The sequence below is a fragment of the Vibrio sp. 10N.237.312.B06 genome (assembly GCF_041464685.1).
Taxonomy (GTDB): domain Bacteria; phylum Pseudomonadota; class Gammaproteobacteria; order Enterobacterales; family Vibrionaceae; genus Vibrio; species Vibrio tasmaniensis_A.
This window is the reverse complement of record NZ_JBFSPI010000101.1, coordinates 1-17,260: the sequence shown is the minus strand read 5'-3', so window position 1 is coordinate 17,260 and position 17,260 is coordinate 1. Positions and strand designations below refer to the sequence as shown.

The following is a 17,260-nucleotide window of genomic DNA, read 5'->3' as shown; positions in this document are numbered from 1 at the left end:
ATAAATACCCAGCAACTCGCTGCAAAAATCAGCTCGAAAGATCAACACGCCCTAATTATGGGAACTGAACTAAAAGAGCTTGAACTTCAAGAGCTTGTGGCAACAAAAGATGTCATCGTGCTCACCAGCTCAGAAGCAACTGCCGTATCTTGGTTGATAGAGTGTTATCAAGAGAACGCCGATATCCAGATTATCGAGAACGCACATCAGCTAGATACTGAAGCGGTTTTGGCGCAATGCCGAGACAGCCTGAGTGAAAGTAAAAAGGTCATACTTACCGCGCAGTTTCGTAGCCAGCTCCCTATCATCAATCTCGCTTCACTGTGTAATGAGAAGCGCAAGTCATTGATCAATATTGAGTTGTTAGGCTGGGATGAAGAGACTCGCCTTCCTCAGTCTTATACTAGTTTCTAGGTCATAGCAGTTTCTAGCTTATAACGGTTTCTAGTTAACTGCATTCGCTATATAGCAGCCGTTTTAGGTAGCAGACAATGCAGACCATCACTTCAAATGTCTGCCGCCATCAAGGTGCAAAGTTCTTCCTGTCATGTAGTGACTGGCCAACACAAACTTGATGCCATCTATTATTTCCTCAAAGCCCGCTTCTGTGGGAATCAGAGCTTTCTGCAGCGCTTTGGTTTTGTATGCCTCATCGTCATGCTCATTAAACTTAATCATGGCTGGAGACAGGGTATTTACTTTGACCTTGGGAGCCAGCATCGCTGAAAACGATAGCGCTAGGTTGTTGAGCGCCGCTTTACTGGCCGCGTAAGCAATGTGTTTTTTACTGCCTTTTTCTGCAACGTAGTCACTGATGTGGATGATGTCTGAAGTTTGATCGCCAGATATCAGTTGGTCTTTGAGTGTTAAATTGAACAGATAAGGCACGGTAGCGTGAATCGTCATCATCTGGTGCATGATGTGTGATGCATTTTCACTGGGATCTTTCTTGCTCTCAGGTTTCCAGTCCGAAGCGTTGTGTATGACGGCTCGGAGTGTCTTATATTCTTGACCAACATAATCAAGAAAGCCCTCTAAGCTGCTTTGTTGATAAAAGTCGACTTGCTGCAAATCGGCTCCACTGTCGCGCAACAGTTGCAGTTGAGGATAGTCGCTGCGGTAAGTGCCAACCACATTGTATCCATCCGCTAAAAGTTGCTGCGCCAGTGCGAATCCGAGTCGCTTTCCCACGCCGGTTATCAGGATTGTTTCACTCATCGTAAAAACTCAGCTCTGGTTTGAGGGTTAGTTTTGAAAATGCCACCGAGTGCAGTCGTTGAGGTTTCAGAGTTTGCATCCATGACGCCTCTGGATTTAACGCAATAGTGCGTCGCTTTAATCGTCACGGCCACGTTTTCTGTTTCAACGAGAGTCTGTATCGCAACCAAGATTTGTTGTGTAAGGCGTTCTTGTACCTGAGGACGCTGAGCAAAGAATCGAACGATACGGTTGATTTTAGACAGCCCAAGAATTTTGTTTTCAGGTATATAAGCCACTTCCGCTAAACCATCAATAGTAATGAAGTGATGTTCGCACGTAGATGTTAAGTCGATATCCGATACCTTAACCATTTCATCAACCGACATTTTATTTTCTATAACACTGATTTTTGGGAAATTATCGTAATCAAGCCCTGAAAAAATCTCATGGACGTACATCTTTGCAATGCGATGAGGTGTTTCAGCAAGGCTGTCATCGTTTAAATCCAGTCCAAGCGTACTGACAACTTCTGTTAAGAGTCCCTTGATGCGGTTGTACTTCTGGTTGGGATTCATTTCGCTCGGTGTCATTGGAGTTTCAAGTCCTCTTGCGAGCAAAGCTTCTCTTACTTTTTCGGCTTCTGTATTCAGCATAACTTTCTCCTTATGAATTATTGTCGCTGTCTGCTTCATAGCTCAGGGTGAGCGAAACAGAGTCAGCAAAACGTAGCGCATGAGGCTTGTCGATTCTCACTTGAGCGTATTTCACCCATGGATGATCGATACAGATGCCGAGTACGTCGCTGGTCAATTTTTCCAAAAGCAGAAACCTTCCGGATTCGACGTGTTGAATGATCTTCTTGCAGATATTTTTGTAGTTGAGTGCGTTCTCCACATCATCAGAGAGACAAAGGTTGTTGGCGGGATAGTGGATTTCTGCATTGATAACGATGTCTTGCTGCTTAGACTTTTCTTCTTCGTTGAAGCCGATGAAGGTTCTTAGTCTCAGGTTCGTAATAGTGATAATGGCGTTGTGATTCATAACAGTGTCCAATCCTTAGAAAGTGAAGTCAGTTACGTGCTTGTTTTAAGAAAAGATCAGTAAAGCTCATGCGAATAAAATTTCAGTTGTTCCTATTGCAGCCGTTCTTTTTTCAGTCATGTACGGGCTAAGTGAAACTGAGCTCGAACGGGATGGGTTCGGTTTTCAGACTTAACTGATCGAAGTTTTCCCAGAGCTGCTGAAATGAGATGTCTAGAGTGGGGTGACGTTCTTGCGCGGCAATATCAACTAACGGCCTAAGCACAAATGCGTACTCGGTGATTTCGCCTCTAGGCAGCTCTACGCCATCGATAACGCCCACTTGATTACCATAAAGAAGGATGTCGATATCCATCGTCCGTGAAGCATAGGCTTTAGTCTGACGCTTGCGATCATTCTCTGATTCGATTTGATGCAGAACCTTAACCAGATCTGCGATAGGAAGGGTACATTCGAACCCAACGACTAGGTTTAAGAAGTTATCCCCTTTAAAACCGACAGGCTCGCAATCGTAGAATTTAGAAATGTGTAGGGGCGCAAAGCGGTCATGCAATGCTTTGAGAGATTCTGTGACGTGATGTTCGCGGTTAATGTTGCTTCCGATGCTGAGGTAGACGTTGGCCATAGTTTTCCTTCCTTTTAAGGAGCCTATACGTCCAACTCGCGAGGAAGATCAGCTATGTATCCTCTTAGAGGTTGGAGGACAAAAGAAAATACGGTTCTGCCGCAAATCGCGTCTGATAGTGATAGAATCCCCGCATCAGAATTATCGAGAATCTAGGTATTTATAAACAATGTTTATCCATCACGTTAACGGCATCGACTGGCTGGTGATTACAGCTTTTGAAGAACTGAAAACTATGTTTATCGAAGATGCAGGTCCAATCCCATCTTACTTCTCGACCTCCAGTGAATTGAGCCTGATAGATCAAGCCAAGCGCAGCTATGGATTTTTACCTAAACTCCGCGGTGTGATCACCGATACCGGCACGTATCAAAGTGAAAATCTTGACGAAGATTTGAACCCACAGCTTGCGTGCATAGTGGAAGGGCGAGGTCGGGTGTTTATCTATCACGGCGACTATGTGGCTTTTGTCGATGACGAGCAAACCTTCATTACTCGAATGGACTGAGAGTGATTTAGTGGGTTTGGAGCGGTTGATTGGTTAATTGATTAATTGATTGCGAATAAGCTGCTCTGTAGAGAAAACTAAGGCCTCGCGTGTGTGAGGCCTTAGTTTTGAGGCTGTTACAATAAACCGATCTCTAACGGGTAATTGGATAGAAGTGTTCTAGTCCATGACAATTAGAGTCGTTACTATCCTTACCAGATATCTTCGATTAAAGAGTCTTTAAGCTGCTCAGCTGCGGCAATGTTTTCTTTCGACATGTACTGTTTAACGTCTATGATCTCTTTCTCTGCATCCGAGTTACCGTATTCCTGTGCGACTTCAAACCATGCTAGCGCTTTAACAAAATCGCTCCATGTACCGTGACCATTACGGTAGGCGTAACCAACGGAATATTGACCATAATCGTTGCCCTGCATTGCGGCGTGAGTGTAATACTCTAATGCTTTTTTTGCGTCTGTAGTTTTGAAACCACACGGTTTTTTGTATCGCGTAGAAGAGTAAATATCACCCATCTTCACATAAGAAAGTGTATGTTCATCTTCTTCAATGGCTTTGCTAAATAATTGCATCGCTTTAGAGCAACTCTTTTCAACGCCTTGTCCATTTAGGTAAGAAATACCCAAATTGTACATAGCACTTGCATCGCCTAAGTTAGCCGATTGCTCAAACCAATACGCAGATTTGGAGAAGTCTTGAGTGACGCCTTGACCTTCATCGTATGAAAATGCGAGTTGATACATAGCGTCAGAATACCCCGCTTTTGCAGAAGCTAGGTAATAATCGTTGCCTTTCTTTAGGTCGACAGGTGTACCTTCACCATCAAAATACATTACGCCTAATGAGTAGAGCACATAAGGGTCTTTGCTGGTTTCAGCTTTGTGGTACCAAGCCAGTGCTTTTTCGTATTGCTCTTCGTAGTAATAATTATCTGCCAAGGTAATCATCGCTTTTACCTCACCAGATTCCGCTACTTGATTCATGTACTCATATCCGCGTTGTAAGTTCTCTTCATACATTGAATCTTCAATTAAAAGGTTAGCAGCCTGCATTAGCAATTCGTTATCGCTAGACGTTTCTGCGTTCTTTAAAAGTGCGAGTTCTTCGCCTTCAAAAGCTTCTATCTCAAGATCGTATGCAAAAGTGCTAGCGGATAGCAGCAGCGACAGTGACGTTAAAAAAGTACAACTTTGTTTTATCATTTAAGCCATTTCTTATATTAGTAATGTTTCACATGAATATAACAAAACAGCTTTGAAAATAAAGGAAATTTCGGGATATCGAAAACCGAATTCACGACAATGAGACCTAGGGCATCTCAATATACTGGAAGCAACCAAGACTGGTTAATAAACGTTGACCCAAGCGATTAACTCTATGGCTTAGGCGCGGAAACTAGGTGGCACTGACTCAGTAGCAATGGACAGAGCTCTATATGTGCCGATAATGATCTAGAGGTCTTTAAACCCAAGTTATCGTGACACTCATTACCTGACTGGCAGCTTGGTCTTTGTTTTTACCTGACCGAAGGCGAAGCTGGATTCAATCGAAGCAATATTGGGCAGGCGGGTTAATTGCTTGCGGATAAACTGCTCGTAGCTTTTTAGCGACTCGCTGACTACATGCAATAGGTAGTCGTGATTGCCCGTCATTAGAAAGCACTCTAACACTTCATCAATCACTTCGATGTGCTGTTCAAAGTCTCGCATGTTCTCTTCTGTCGGCTTTTCAAGTTTCACCAACACAAACACATTGACTGGCAGGCCACACGCTTCTTGGTCAACACTGGCGTGATAGCCGCGAATAATCCCTTGTTTCTCTAATGCTCGAATTCGGCGTAAGCAAGGAGAGGGCGACAGTGCCACGCGATCAGCCAACTCTTGATTAGTCAGCCGAGCGTTGCTTTGCAGTTCAGCCAGTATTTTCTTATCGATCTCATCCATTGGCATATTCCATCAATATTGAATTTAGTTTGGCAATATTATTGCTCAAAGTGTATGTCTTACTTCGTAAATAGCAATTTTTAGCATCTGCACAAAACTAAAATTAAAGGAGGAACAACAAGCATGGAATGACTTAGGAACTATGAATACTTCAACTCAACTTAGCCCGCTGCGTAAAACTACCAAACACGAACAAGCAGAAGCCCTTGCCATTGAGCAAGCCAAGCATTTTGGTATCGACCCAAACAGTGATTACGGCGTCACGCTTATCGAACTGGCGACGACACTGTACAAAGCCAATACCAAGACACACGATCTTTGGGCATTGACGGTTGATGGCCTTTCAGAGCTCGATAAGAGCGACCGAATCGCTTGGTTTAACGCCAAACGTTTTTTGTCATTCCAGATCGCTAAGATCCTCGACAATCTGCAAAACCCAATGCGCGCCACTTACCAGTCTATTGCCACCAATAATGGTAATTTTGCATCCAAAGGTGCGTATCCTATCTTCGATAATGTCGCTGCTATTTTCTCTGCGAGCCCTGTGATTACACGTACCGCGACCTATTTGTTTGCGTGTACAGAATGGATTGAAGATGCGTTTAATGGTAAGGAGCCGCTGCACGATATTTACTCTCGACTGCTTAACCCAACATCGATTTCACTGGCTAACCACATGGTTGATATTGAGGCGGGCTCTAGAGCTAATGAGTACCTCGCATGGAACTTTAACTCGGGGATGGCCGCTATTGATGGGTTGTTGAGCCATCTACTTGGGTATGAAGACATTGTCTTAGCTTCACGCAATATCTACGGCGGTTCTTACCAACTGTTGGAAGATTGGTTTGGCAAGCCTTCGAACCTGAATGTCGCGGTAGAGTGGGTGGATGGTTACTCCGGGGATGAGTTTGCGACGCGACTTGATGAGGTTGCCGATAAATACGCGGCTCGAATCGCTGCGGGTAAGAAAATCTACGTCTACCTAGAGTCACCGTGTAACCCGCATGGATACGTGTTAGATGTTGCTAGTATCAGTAAAGCAGGTCACTCTCGTGGTTGGGATGTGATTGTTGACTCGACAGTGGGGACTCCATTGTTGCATCCAGTACTAAAACGCGATGATGTGATGGAAAGGCCTGATTATGTGATTCACTCCTACACCAAAGAACTGGCGGGTTCTGGTACCACAACAGCTGGGGTTGTGATTGGCCGCAACGAGACCATGTTTGTTCCAAAAGGAGAAGAGGTCACTTGCACTAAGCCTAACGGTGATGAAGCCACAATCCCATGGAACGAAACGTTGTTTTGGAATGTGTATTACATCAAAGCCGCATTCTTAGATGCAGACAAAGCGTTTGAAGTGCTCAATGGCATAAAAACCTATGAGATGCGTGTGGTGCAGAAAACCATCAACACTCTGACGCTCGCGAAGATCTTCGACGCTCACCCTGACATCAATGTGTCGTGTCCAGCTTTGCCAGAAAGCGATAACTATGAACACTGCCAGAACAACATGTACTTGGGTTTACCAGCGGCGCTTTTCACAATCGATATGGAAGGTAACGGCGACCGTGAACCAATCAATCGAGATGGGTTTAAACAGTTCTTCGACATGCTTGAGCCAGCAATCGGCATGCAAGTGAGCTTAGGGCAAACCAACACCGTGGCCTTATGCCCAGCACTGACCACGCACTCAGAGCTCAGCGATGAAGCGTTAAATGAAGCAGGCATCAAGCCAACCACAATGCGTATCTCTATCGGCTTGGAAGATCCTCGAATGTTCATTGCTCATATTGTCGAAGCCGCCAAATTGTCGATTGACCGTAAACATCTCGACTTCTCATCTAGTTTCCCCTGTGGTGACAGTATCGATGAAATTTATATGCAAACCTACATGGATGTGCATCAGAGGTTTGTGAAGAGTTTACCGAAGTTTGAGCAACTTACTCAGTAAGCTGAGTTATTAAGGAAAGGTGACAATCACTTATTTGGTATACGGTGGCCACTGTTGTAGTCCAGTCATGACACTTAGGGTGATGTAAAAATGCCTGCTAAGTCAGCAGGCATTTATAGATGCTAATTTGCATATAAAGCATAGAAAGCTTAGGAATCTTTGGATGTTTTAGATGCTTCGTGTTGTTCGACCATGAATACAATGGCTTGATCGCTTAGATAAGATTTACTCACGTATTGGCGCTGTTTTCCAATATGGAGGATAAAACCTAAATCGGTTTGTTCAAGTTGGTCGATGTCACGCCAAGCGATAGTATTGGTGGCTTTACGGTTTTTATAACTCACACCATCAGTATCCCCTGAAAAGACCACTTTGCTGCCAGCACCTGAGCTGATTTTTTGTCGCCATAACCACCAGGTTCTCTTGCAATATACACTGAACGCTTCAATCACACTCAAAACGATAAAAAACCAGCCTACGTAGCCACTAGGTAACAGTTCAAACTCCAATAGAACCCAACCAAAAATAAGAAACAAAAATGCCTTTAAATAGGCTTTTGGAAATTGCGTCGGAAGGCTCGTTTGATCATAACACTCTGCGAAAAACGTTTTGTCGAGGATGTATTCTGTGGTGAAACCGGGATCTTTAGGCATGTGTGGCTACTTTGTAGTTCTTTGTTGAGGCGCATTATATCGCTTCACGCTGGTTTGTCTCAGCGGTTTCATTCCCTTTTGTAAATCAATAATACTGAATGCGCTTGTTCATGCCAGAGTCAGTTGTTATTTCAATTGGTGTTAAATGATGTTGTTGAGGATTTACTTCTTAACTTAAGTATCCATTCTGTAAATCTTATTTCTCATACGATGGTTGTTGGCATATGCCAATAACGGGGCGTATGCTGAACTTCTGATCATCAATAACAGGAAGTTACTATGTTATACGCAATACCTTGTCGTGACCTTCATGTCGGCAACCATTTTGCCCGTTCTCCACAGATCGCGATTGTCGATGAGCAACAACAAATAAAGCATCTTATTCCTTTGGTTGAGTCAGACAGCCCGTGCAATAAGAAGAAGCAATGGATGTCCGTCGTTAAATCTTATGATGTGAAAGCTGTTGTGGTTCGTCACATCGGGAAGAAAATGCTGTCGCACTTGTTCAATCATGATGTTCGCGTTTTTACATCTAAAGGAAAAGCCGAAGTTACCACTCTGGATTTCAGCAATCTACAAGAAGTAACCGACCTCGATTATGGTCGCGAGTCGCGAAATAGTGGGTGTAGCAATAAAACGTGCGGCGAGAAAGGGCACAAAAAACAAGCTTCGATTTTAATGGCACAGCCTAATCAGCTAGGCGCTATTCGAGGGTTCCGTAAATGACCTTTTTGTTGACGCTATTAGGGTTTGTCGGAGTTGTTACACTGATGGCGATAGGCGTGATTTTTTCGCGCAAGCCAATCAAAGGCAGTTGTGGAGGACTCGCACAGTTAGACATTGAGCGCGAATGCAATTGCAAGGATGTGTGTGAAGGGCAAAGCCGAAAGTTGTATCAGATTACTGAGCCATCAAGCTAAGTATCAAGAGTTCTCGCTCGCTGAGTTAAATAACTTCTGGCTAACACGTGAATTAACTGCCTTGAATCACCAACGCATGGCCGTTGACGATGCACTTGGCGACTTTGGCTCTTGCACGCTTGATGATGTTGCCGAACGTTTGGCGAGACACCTGCATCTGCTCGGCGGCTTCAAGCTGGCTCAATCCTTCTTGATCAGCTAAGCGTAAGGCTTCTAACTCTTCTAATAGCAATTCTTCTTTATGAAGCTCGTCCATAGGAACGCCATTAGGCTTAAAACATGAGTAAGCCGCACGGGTACATAATTGACGATGTTTTTTTGGTCGAGCCATATCAATCTCTAGGAATCTAAGGGTTCACAGGAATAAGGGTAAGTATGAAGGTTTTCATTCCTCACAACCATCGCCGTTGCCAAGTGTGCAGCCAAGGTTTTTTCACAGACAGTCCCATTTGTTTTGAAGCTATTGGCGAAGGTGAGACTTTGGCTCAGTACGAAACGCTAGCTAAGCATGAAACGCCAGTTAAGCATGAAAATTTAGCTAAGTATGAAGCTATAGCCAAGATTGTACCAACAGATAAAGCTGAGGGCTACGACGGTATTATGCAGGGGGGCATTGTTACTGCGTTACACGACAGCGCGATGTTGTATTGCTTGTTCCATAACAATATCAATGCGATGACGGTGAGTTTAACTTCTCGCTTTCACCATCCAATCGCCATTGGTCAGGAACTCGAAATTCGCGCTCAATGGGTGAAAAGCAGACGTAATCTTTATTTCCTCGAAAGCCAAATTACGCAGTGCGGGAAGTTATGTTCGTCGGCAAAGAGCCAGTTCATGTCAGCACCGCCTAGATTTGATCTGAACTAGAAGCTTTGTTCTTTTTGAAGTATTTGAACGCTGTCCAGACGGCATAAGCCGAAACACCTACGATCAACGCTGAGCGAAGTAGAATAGGTGCATCATGCTCAAGTTGACTAACATGCGGCACAATACTGGCGAACAATCGACTGGTAAAAAGCAGCCCCATTACTAACATAACAATTTTATTCATGTGACCTGCCGTTCAATAGGGTACGTTGCACAGAAACAGTTATGGGGTGGGCTACACGGCCAAAAAACTATTCTGCTCGAAATAAAATCATGCGCTTCTCAAGCTTGGTCGTCAACGCGATATCAGCTTAAAGCCAGTAAGCTAAAGTTTCGTTTTTGAAAGCGAGGGGGATTGCAAGTGAAGAGGGGATTGAAAGGGGAAAGAAGAGTGATGCGCTAGGGCTTATTCTTCAAACTAAAATGCCACCGCAAATCTGCAGTGGCATTTGAATGACAACAAACCATCATGTAAATCTTTAATTACAGCTCTAACAGTTTGGCTAATTCACGCTCTTCGAGCAGCTCTTCAATGCGTTGACGAGCCTTAGGCCCTTCTGCTTGTGCTTTGGTTGACTTGCCGGCTTTTTTACTGCGGCTCGTTTTTGTTTTTTCCTTAGTTGTCATCGGTAACCTTCCTTGTATTTTCTATCTTACAGGTTGCATGTCTCTTTTAGTGCTTTACCTGCTTTAAATGCTGGTGTTTTTGACGCTGAGATTTGAATCTCTTCTCCAGTTCTTGGATTGCGACCAGTGCGAGCAGCGCGGCTATTCACTTTAAAGCTACCAAATCCAAGGATAGATACATCGTCGCCATTAGCAAGCGTAGTCGAGATGCCTTCAACGAGCGCATTGAGTGCTGTGCCTGCTTGCTCTTTTGAGATGTCAGCAGAAGTTGCGATGTGTTCAACTAATTGAGATTTGTTCATGTTTTAAATTCCTTGTCGAGTTCGTCTGGCGTTTAGTTTTTGCAAACTAGTGGTTAAATATGACCAATATGAACTGAAGTTATGTCATTGCTAGGGTTGAACTTTGTAAAGTAACAAACGGAGTTGATTATAAAAACATATCACGCCTCATTCAATGCAAATCATTGAGTATTACCTGTTTTCGGCCAGTTATGGACAGTGAGTCATGAAAATGAACATCGTTTTGTTTAAATTAATTCATGATATCAATCGAAAGTTAATATTTTTCTGTATGCAGAACAGACAAAAAAGCCCAGCGTGTGTGCTGGGCTCATGCTTTTTTGAAGCGATCTGTTTTTAAAGCAATCTGTTTTTAAAGCAATCGAGTATTTGAAGCGGTTTTGTACTCGGAGCTAACGCAACGAAAATTATTTAGTAATAAAGATCTGTTCCGTTTCTAGCGAAGTCATCGAGCGAACTTGGCGCCAAATGTAGTAGAAGATACCTAACATCATCAACATACTTGGTATAGCGATGGCCGGGTAGCTGTAAAGTGTCAACTTACCCAATTCTTCATTAAAAGCTGCAGTACCAGCTGGGCTAGTCACAATCCAAGTCGCTAGAAAGTAGTTCATCGCAGAAGAAAACGCGAAGGTACTAGCGAATAGGTAGTTTGACTTCATTAGGCAACGATTAAACTCTGCTTGGTTACCAAACTGTCTTAAACGCTCTTCGATTAGAGATATGTTTAACAGTGCTGGCGTAAAGATAACTTTTTGGATAAACGGGTAGCGAGTGAAGGTTGAGCCAAGAACCGCTAAACCAATTAGGCCGGGTATTAATGCTTCTTTTAATGCTAACCAACGAGTATCAAGTTCGAAGAAGCCGATACCGCCGGTTAATAATACACTGACAAAGCCAAGTGCCGCGATGAAGTTAAACTTCTTGTTGCGGACTAACTCCATACCACCGTAAGCAATAGGGAAGGCAAGCGCGACAAGTAGTGCTAAGCCAGTTCCTAGGTGTTCCTCTCCACTGAACTTCATTAAGATGAATGAAGGAAGAAAGACGTTAAATACGACTTCGAAAAGAGGACTCGATTTTTTGTTTTCTGTGCTGCTCATAATTTCTAAATACATTATGTTATGGATTTATTCTCAGGGATTGTTGTTTACCTCGCTCAAGATGTAAAGCCTTAAGACGTCATGCTGTGTAACGACATGTGACATCAACGACATCTCTGAACTTATAGAACGCGTAATTCAACACTTTCGTGTCTGAGTTCTCGATTAACTTGGGGCTTATGGTGTGAAAGCAGTTGCTTGCTGAGTCAATTTATATGAACGCCATAGCTAAGCTTTCGCGTTTTTCTGCAGTGATCCACATTCATCAAGTTACCTAAGGCTGCAAACGCATATCCATATAATTGGAAACATGTATGCCAAGTTGCTTGTGATATTTTGGTTATGTTATAACATAACCAAAATATCACTCTTACTGAGAATAACGTTCGTATCGGTAAGAGGAAAACAACAAGCATGTATCAAGGAGATGACGTAATGAATGCCGTGTTAACGAAACCTGTGACAACCGATAATAATCAGCCACTTAACATTGGTTCTGCTGCAAGTATCAAGGTTCATGCGAATCATGCTCCATGCTATAGCGCTTCTGAGCAGCCAACGGTGCTGGCAGACATCTATCAAAGCAATGTCAATATTGCGATTTGGCAGCGTACATTTGATGAAGATTTAACAATGGCAATCAGTGAATTTATCGCCTTGAATCCAAACTTCAGTAAATCTATGAGCCTGTCTCCAGACAACGCCTATGAGAAATTGGAGTTTGCTACCGACGAAACCGCATCTAAAGCACTACTAGAAAACATGGTAGAGCTGGTGGATATGTTCTGTTGTTTGTTCGATCTTGAAGAAGTAGGGCTCCGTTTGGCGGTTCTGAATAAAGCGATGTGCCCGCGTTTCCATTTTGATCAAGTGCCTTGCCGCTTGGTGACAACTTATCATGGTGTTGCGACTCAATGGTTGCCAAACGACTTAGTCGATCGTTCTAAGCTAGGACGAGGAGCCAACGGACAGCCCGATTCTGCTTCAGGCTTATACACTCATGAATCTGATATTCAACAAATGGCGAGTGGAGATGTGGCGTTGTTGAAAGGAGAGAGTTGGAGTGGCAATGAAAATGCGGGTCTTGTGCACCGTTCTCCCGTTACTTCATCTGACGAGACACGATTATTGCTGACGTTAGATTTCGGCTAATAAGCTTTTTTATGAGATGAGATGAGATGAACAAGCGGCTAAGTGCAGCTTGCTCTTATTCGTTTAAGCGAATACGCGGATGCGGTGTCCGTCTGGATCAACAGCAAGGAAGTTGATGCCGTAAACGGACTCTTCTGGCACTTGCTCAAATTGGATGCCTTTTTCTTTCCATGCTTTATAGAGGTTCTCCAGTGTCTCTTTGTCAGCAAGAGGCATAGAAAGCTCAGTGCCACCACCCTTGATGCTACTTGCTGGGGTTAGAACATCTGCTTGCTTGAGTGTGATTTTAACATTGTCTGCAAAGTCTAGAACAGCAAAGGTCGGTGATAGAAGCTTTGGTTCGCAATCAAATGCTTTTGCATAAAAGCCCATGCTGCGATGAATGTCTGTGACATAAAGAACAAATGAATCAATGGTAAACATAATAGCTCCTGAACTGTTCAATTGGATTTGCCGTGTTGGTTTCAGTCAACTCGGCTTTTGTGTTGAGCCCGATTTGGGACCACAGCAATGTATCGAAACCCTGTGACAGTTTTTGTCAGTAGCGAATCACTTTATCTGCAATGCCTTCCATGCTCTGCCAATCTTTGATCAATTGATGACGCGTACGCTGATACTTTTCCTCAAGTATTGTCCATTCGGCAATCCTGTCGAGCCTGAAGTTACGATACGCACTTCGTACTTCACACCAAGCAACCAAAACATAGTGCTGTTCGAATAAGCCAATCAACATTGGCCAAACGATTCTTGAACTCACATTAGCTTTTGCGTCTGTGTAATGAATCTCAGCTTTGTTCTGTTGCTTAATCGCTAACTTGATATCTGACAGTTCGATGGATAACTCTGCGACTTCAATGATTGAAGCAACACGCACAATATCTTCACTGCGTTTGGCCTGGTGGTCAGCAGGTAACACCGCAGAAATCTTAGCAATGGCATTTCTAGCCGATTCACTGAATTCCCCGTTGGCTTGCTTGGCGACCCATTCAGCACTAAGCCGTAACGCTTCCAATTCTTCCGTTGAAAACATCATCGGAGGGAGAGTGAAGGTCGGTTTCAACTGATAGCCAACTCCTGCTTCACCATCAATTTCAGCACCTTGTGCTTGCAGTGTCACGATATCGCGATAAATAGTGCGAGTACTTACATTGAGTTCTATCGCCAAGTAGTCGGCGGTAACTGGGTATTTATGGCAGCGTAATAGTTGGAGTAGGTCAAAGAGACGTTGGCTTCGGGACATAGAAAAACTCAGACGACAGAATGAACGATTAGATTAATGGATCAAAACTCGTAACGCTATTTAGGTTGTGAGAAATGGCGTGATCTGTGCCTTTACCAGTCCTAAAGTTTGACGCCTACCGTTGAACTTATTCTCGTTTCCAATTTGAAATTTAGAGTTCACCATTCTCTAAATCAATGGGTTACGATGCGTGCTCTTACTCACACATATGAATAATTCAACCGGTTAGCTGGTTTCTTAATTTATTTTAAAGCGTAAAATATATCCCGCTTGCAAACCGCTTTGGCAACCAATTTGTTCGCCACGGTTTTTTACTTCCAAATTATAGGTTTCCTATGTTCAAGAAACTCTCGCTTAAAAATAAGCTGGCGATCTCTGCCAGCATGGCCATTATCCTGGGGGGGATTTTGGTCGAAGTATTGTCTTTTCGTGCTTCATTGCAACGGTTGGATATTGAAGTTGAACAGCGCTTAGAAGGTGCATCAGCTTCTTACAATCAATATGTATCGGATTGGATCTTATCCAAAGAACGTGCGCTTACTTCACTTTCGAAGGAGTCAACACAAGAAAGCTTGGTGACCCACCTGAAGCAGGTTCGTGATTCAGGGTCGTTTGATAATGTGTTCTTAGCGTTCCCTGATGGCTCGCAAAAAAATGCGAATGGCGTAGTGTTGCCACCGGGCAATGATGATCCACGCGTATGGGGTTGGTACACCAATGCGGTTGCGAACCCAAGTAAGGTGTTCATGGATAACCCAACGGTTGCTGCGGCAACTGGGGCGAACGTTGTTTCATTAGGAACAGCAATGCAACTGCATGGCCAGCAGGTCGTTTTAGGTGCTGATGTAGAAATTACCGACATTCTAAACAGCCTTGAAAAAGTGATTCTTCCAGGCGAAGGCTACATGTTTATCGCGACCAACAAAGGCACGGTTTACACGCACGCTGATACAAAGTTGCTGAATGAGAACATTAGCTCGCTAGGGCTAGATTTTTCTGATGTACAGAAGGCACTGACTAGCGGTAAAGACACGGCTATCGAGTTAAATGGCAGCGACTATGTTCTGTACGCACGTGCGATTGATGGTACAAGCCTGATTACTATCAGTGTTGTTAATCATGACTCTTTGGTTGCACCGTTATTTGATGCGGTGATCGGTCAAGTGTTGGTGACACTGTTGGTTGTGATTGTATGTACCATATTGTTTAACCTGCTGTGTACTATTCTGTTCCGTCCGTTGAACCATGTGTCTCAGGCACTGGCGCAGATCGCTAATGGTAGTGGTGATTTAACTCAGCGTATTCATGTTGAGAACCAAGATGAAGTAGGAGAACTAGCACAGAACTTCAACACTTTTGTAGGAAGTTTACAGCAGTTGATTGGTCATATTCGTGGGCAATCAGAGCAGCTTAACAGCCAGTCAGAGAAAAGTACTCAGCGAGCGAATCGTTCGGTGGATGAGCTTAATCATCAACAGCAAGAGATCACCATGGTGGCGACGGCTGTAACGGAAATGGCGAGTGCAACGCAAGAGATTGCATCGCATGCTGAGCAAACCGCAAAAGCGGCACAAGACTCTGCGACAAGCACTAATAGCGGTCACGCCCTGGTTGTCGATACTAAAGGTTCTATCAATAACCTCGCCAATGAAGTGAACGAGGCGGGCAACGTGATCAGCGAGCTAAACAAGCATGCTCAAGAGATTTCAACGGTACTTGCTACGATTCAAGGTATTGCAGAGCAAACTAACTTGCTTGCTTTGAATGCTGCGATTGAAGCGGCGCGTGCTGGTGAACAAGGTCGCGGTTTTGCTGTAGTTGCAGATGAAGTACGTGTGCTTTCTCAACGAACTCACTCTTCAACAGAAGAGATAAAGTCAACGATTGATGTTTTACAACGCACAACGGCTCAAGCGGTTGATCTTATGGAGAGCAGCTCGAAACTGGCAATACATTCCGTCGAAGATGCCGACCGAGCTTCACATGCGCTAGAAGAGATCAACACAGCGGTGGCTTTGATTAGTGATATGGCGACTCAAATTGCTACCGCAGCAGAAGAGCAAACGCACGTGACGGGTGAAATTACTCAGAACATTACGACCATTAAAGATGTTACCGACCACTTAGTTGTGGGCGCACAGGACAGCTTAACTGAGTCGAACGAACTTAAGAGCCAAGCCGCTGGTTTAAGTGACAAAGTGGCGACTTTTAAGCTTGCTTAACTGTTTCACTCACTGATGCCTGATCAGTGAGTGATTGTTAAGCAATAAGTCAAAGCGACGTAGATTACGTCGCTTTTTTTGTATTTGTGAACCATACAATTCTCTATGAATCAGTTTCTGAAAACTCTCTAAGCGCGCTCATTGCTTCGTCTGCTTTCTCTTTCTGAACGAAGATATGGTCGTGGTAATAACCAGCAATTACGTTGGCGCTAATGCCGTATGAACCTAGCTTGGTGGCAAAAGCCGCTGTTAATCCAACCGCTTCAAGACTCGAGTGGACCGATAAAGTTATCAGGCTAAATACACCGTCGAAATTTAACTGCGCTTGAGTCGCAGATTCCTCTGTTAGGACCAAGGTTAACCCTTCCTTTTCACGAAAGGTCGCGATTGGTTCGAGTTGAACATAATCTGCTAATCCCCCGTCTACAGTACAAAAAACATAATCACCTTCAATGAGATCTGGTGACATGGACTTTAGCAGAATGTCTAAATCGGTAATGGCGGTCATCGTCTTTTTCCCTGCGTAATCGCGTTTGTTTATGGTGTTGGGTCATGCAGCAAGATAGAATTTAGTTTTGCACAAGTAAAATTAATAATACTTATTCCACATCAGTATCGTTAATGTCGAGATTCCTTCCATCTTGATGACATCGAACAAGTGCTGAGTGGTGAGATGGAGTGGCACTAAACTCATTATCTCGGCTGTGTTTTAGAAAAGCCTGGAGATTGTGTGTTACATTTAAGTTGATACACAACTGGAGATATCGATGATCTGGCTTTCAGTGAAAGTACTACAGATTGGACTTGTCTATGGATACAGGAAGTATCAAAAAACGAAAAGAGCTCCTATGTAGGGGTAATGCCGATCAGTTAAAGCCAAAGTGATCGGTTGAAGGATCCTTCCGA

At 43.8% G+C, this 17,260-nt stretch carries 23 protein-coding genes; 8 read left to right on the top strand and 15 right to left on the bottom strand.

Annotation, left to right across the window (positions count from 1 at the left end):
- Window positions 1–57 precede the first annotated feature (57 nt).
- Window positions 58–414, top strand: coding sequence for a hypothetical protein (locus tag AB6C75_RS20330; protein ID WP_372108943.1), 357 nt, complete (start codon window positions 58–60; stop codon window positions 412–414).
- A gap of 87 nt (window positions 415–501) precedes the next feature.
- On the opposite strand, the gene folM is transcribed toward AB6C75_RS20330, so the two are convergent.
- From folM to folK, 4 genes are all read right to left on the bottom strand, one after another.
- The gene (gene folM / locus AB6C75_RS20325) at window positions 502–1,218 is read right to left on the bottom strand and encodes a dihydromonapterin reductase (protein ID WP_372108941.1); all 717 of its coding nucleotides are present in this window, start codon (window positions 1,216–1,218) and stop codon (window positions 502–504) included.
- A complete protein-coding gene (gene folE, locus AB6C75_RS20320) occupies window positions 1,215–1,853 on the bottom strand; it encodes a GTP cyclohydrolase I FolE (protein ID WP_371707726.1) in 639 nt (212 codons plus the stop codon). The genes folM and folE overlap by 4 nt, the downstream gene beginning before the upstream one ends.
- Window positions 1,854–1,863: 10 nt before the next feature.
- A complete protein-coding gene (gene folX / locus AB6C75_RS20315; protein WP_102327650.1) occupies window positions 1,864–2,241 on the bottom strand; it encodes a dihydroneopterin triphosphate 2'-epimerase in 378 nt (125 codons plus the stop codon).
- A 127-nt stretch (window positions 2,242–2,368) separates the two neighbouring features.
- A complete protein-coding gene (folK, locus tag AB6C75_RS20310; RefSeq protein WP_372108938.1) occupies window positions 2,369–2,866 on the bottom strand; it encodes a 2-amino-4-hydroxy-6-hydroxymethyldihydropteridine diphosphokinase in 498 nt (165 codons plus the stop codon).
- A gap of 169 nt (window positions 2,867–3,035) precedes the next feature.
- Between folK and AB6C75_RS20305 the strand changes: the two genes are divergently transcribed.
- The gene (locus AB6C75_RS20305) at window positions 3,036–3,374 is read left to right on the top strand and encodes a cytosolic protein (protein ID WP_372108936.1); all 339 of its coding nucleotides are present in this window, start codon (window positions 3,036–3,038) and stop codon (window positions 3,372–3,374) included.
- A 191-nt stretch (window positions 3,375–3,565) separates the two neighbouring features.
- On the opposite strand, the gene AB6C75_RS20300 is transcribed toward AB6C75_RS20305, so the two are convergent.
- The gene (locus AB6C75_RS20300) at window positions 3,566–4,573 is read right to left on the bottom strand and encodes a tetratricopeptide repeat protein (RefSeq protein ID WP_372100037.1); all 1,008 of its coding nucleotides are present in this window, start codon (window positions 4,571–4,573) and stop codon (window positions 3,566–3,568) included.
- 285 nt (window positions 4,574–4,858) lie between these two features.
- Window positions 4,859–5,314, bottom strand: a complete 456-nt coding sequence (locus tag AB6C75_RS20295; RefSeq protein WP_009846980.1) for an Lrp/AsnC family transcriptional regulator — start codon at window positions 5,312–5,314, stop codon at window positions 4,859–4,861.
- A 142-nt stretch (window positions 5,315–5,456) separates the two neighbouring features.
- Here AB6C75_RS20295 and AB6C75_RS20290 point away from each other — a divergent pair, with 142 nt between their 5' ends.
- On the top strand, window positions 5,457–7,268 hold the full coding sequence (locus tag AB6C75_RS20290; protein ID WP_372108934.1) for a PLP-dependent transferase: 1,812 nt from the start codon (window positions 5,457–5,459) through the stop codon (window positions 7,266–7,268).
- A gap of 149 nt (window positions 7,269–7,417) precedes the next feature.
- On the opposite strand, the gene AB6C75_RS20285 is transcribed toward AB6C75_RS20290, so the two are convergent.
- Entirely contained in the window at window positions 7,418–7,921 is a 504-nt protein-coding gene (locus AB6C75_RS20285; protein WP_372108932.1) for a YcxB family protein, read from the bottom strand.
- 279 nt (window positions 7,922–8,200) lie between these two features.
- Here AB6C75_RS20285 and AB6C75_RS20280 point away from each other — a divergent pair, with 279 nt between their 5' ends.
- Together AB6C75_RS20280 and nqrM are read left to right on the top strand one after the other, a co-directional pair.
- Complete coding sequence (locus AB6C75_RS20280) at window positions 8,201–8,647, top strand: NifB/NifX family molybdenum-iron cluster-binding protein (RefSeq protein WP_017088152.1); 447 nt, start codon at window positions 8,201–8,203, stop codon at window positions 8,645–8,647.
- A complete protein-coding gene (gene nqrM, locus AB6C75_RS20275) occupies window positions 8,644–8,841 on the top strand; it encodes a (Na+)-NQR maturation NqrM (protein WP_009846971.1) in 198 nt (65 codons plus the stop codon). The genes AB6C75_RS20280 and nqrM overlap by 4 nt, the downstream gene beginning before the upstream one ends.
- Before the next feature lie 52 nt (window positions 8,842–8,893).
- Here nqrM and AB6C75_RS20270 read toward each other — a convergent pair whose 3' ends face one another.
- A complete protein-coding gene (locus tag AB6C75_RS20270; RefSeq protein WP_009846970.1) occupies window positions 8,894–9,172 on the bottom strand; it encodes a DUF134 domain-containing protein in 279 nt (92 codons plus the stop codon).
- A gap of 44 nt (window positions 9,173–9,216) precedes the next feature.
- On the opposite strand from AB6C75_RS20270, the gene AB6C75_RS20265 reads away from it, so the two are divergent.
- The gene (locus tag AB6C75_RS20265; RefSeq protein ID WP_017099735.1) at window positions 9,217–9,708 is read left to right on the top strand and encodes a PaaI family thioesterase; all 492 of its coding nucleotides are present in this window, start codon (window positions 9,217–9,219) and stop codon (window positions 9,706–9,708) included.
- On the opposite strand, the gene AB6C75_RS20260 is transcribed toward AB6C75_RS20265, so the two are convergent.
- The 4 genes from AB6C75_RS20260 to AB6C75_RS20245 form a co-directional block, all read right to left on the bottom strand.
- A complete protein-coding gene (locus tag AB6C75_RS20260; protein WP_012604160.1) occupies window positions 9,689–9,892 on the bottom strand; it encodes a hypothetical protein in 204 nt (67 codons plus the stop codon). The two genes, AB6C75_RS20265 and AB6C75_RS20260, sit on opposite strands and share 20 nt — an antisense overlap.
- 299 nt (window positions 9,893–10,191) lie before the next feature.
- Entirely contained in the window at window positions 10,192–10,335 is a 144-nt protein-coding gene (locus tag AB6C75_RS20255; protein WP_009846967.1) for a hypothetical protein, read from the bottom strand.
- A 26-nt stretch (window positions 10,336–10,361) separates the two neighbouring features.
- Window positions 10,362–10,637, bottom strand: coding sequence for an HU family DNA-binding protein (locus AB6C75_RS20250; protein WP_009846966.1), 276 nt, complete (start codon window positions 10,635–10,637; stop codon window positions 10,362–10,364).
- Window positions 10,638–11,044: 407 nt separating this feature from the next.
- Window positions 11,045–11,740: a VC0807 family protein gene (locus AB6C75_RS20245; protein ID WP_017102710.1), complete on the bottom strand. Its 696-nt coding sequence runs from the start codon at window positions 11,738–11,740 to the stop codon at window positions 11,045–11,047.
- Window positions 11,741–12,175: 435 nt separating this feature from the next.
- Between AB6C75_RS20245 and AB6C75_RS20240 the strand changes: the two genes are divergently transcribed.
- Window positions 12,176–12,892, top strand: coding sequence for a DUF1826 domain-containing protein (locus AB6C75_RS20240; protein ID WP_371710285.1), 717 nt, complete (start codon window positions 12,176–12,178; stop codon window positions 12,890–12,892).
- A gap of 63 nt (window positions 12,893–12,955) precedes the next feature.
- Here the strand turns inward: AB6C75_RS20240 and AB6C75_RS20235 are convergent, their stop codons facing one another.
- Window positions 12,956–13,315, bottom strand: a complete 360-nt coding sequence (locus tag AB6C75_RS20235) for a VOC family protein (RefSeq protein ID WP_372049574.1) — start codon at window positions 13,313–13,315, stop codon at window positions 12,956–12,958.
- Between the two features lie 115 nt (window positions 13,316–13,430).
- Complete coding sequence (locus AB6C75_RS20230; protein WP_372108928.1) at window positions 13,431–14,132, bottom strand: helix-turn-helix transcriptional regulator; 702 nt, start codon at window positions 14,130–14,132, stop codon at window positions 13,431–13,433.
- Between the two features lie 335 nt (window positions 14,133–14,467).
- Here AB6C75_RS20230 and AB6C75_RS20225 point away from each other — a divergent pair, with 335 nt between their 5' ends.
- The gene (locus AB6C75_RS20225) at window positions 14,468–16,354 is read left to right on the top strand and encodes a methyl-accepting chemotaxis protein (RefSeq protein WP_371708161.1); all 1,887 of its coding nucleotides are present in this window, start codon (window positions 14,468–14,470) and stop codon (window positions 16,352–16,354) included.
- 103 nt (window positions 16,355–16,457) lie between these two features.
- On the opposite strand, the gene AB6C75_RS20220 is transcribed toward AB6C75_RS20225, so the two are convergent.
- Window positions 16,458–16,862 carry an ACT domain-containing protein gene (locus AB6C75_RS20220; protein WP_371702382.1) on the bottom strand — a complete coding sequence of 135 codons (405 nt, stop codon included), beginning with the start codon at window positions 16,860–16,862 and terminating at the stop codon, window positions 16,458–16,460.
- Window positions 16,863–17,260: the final 398 nt, after the last annotated feature.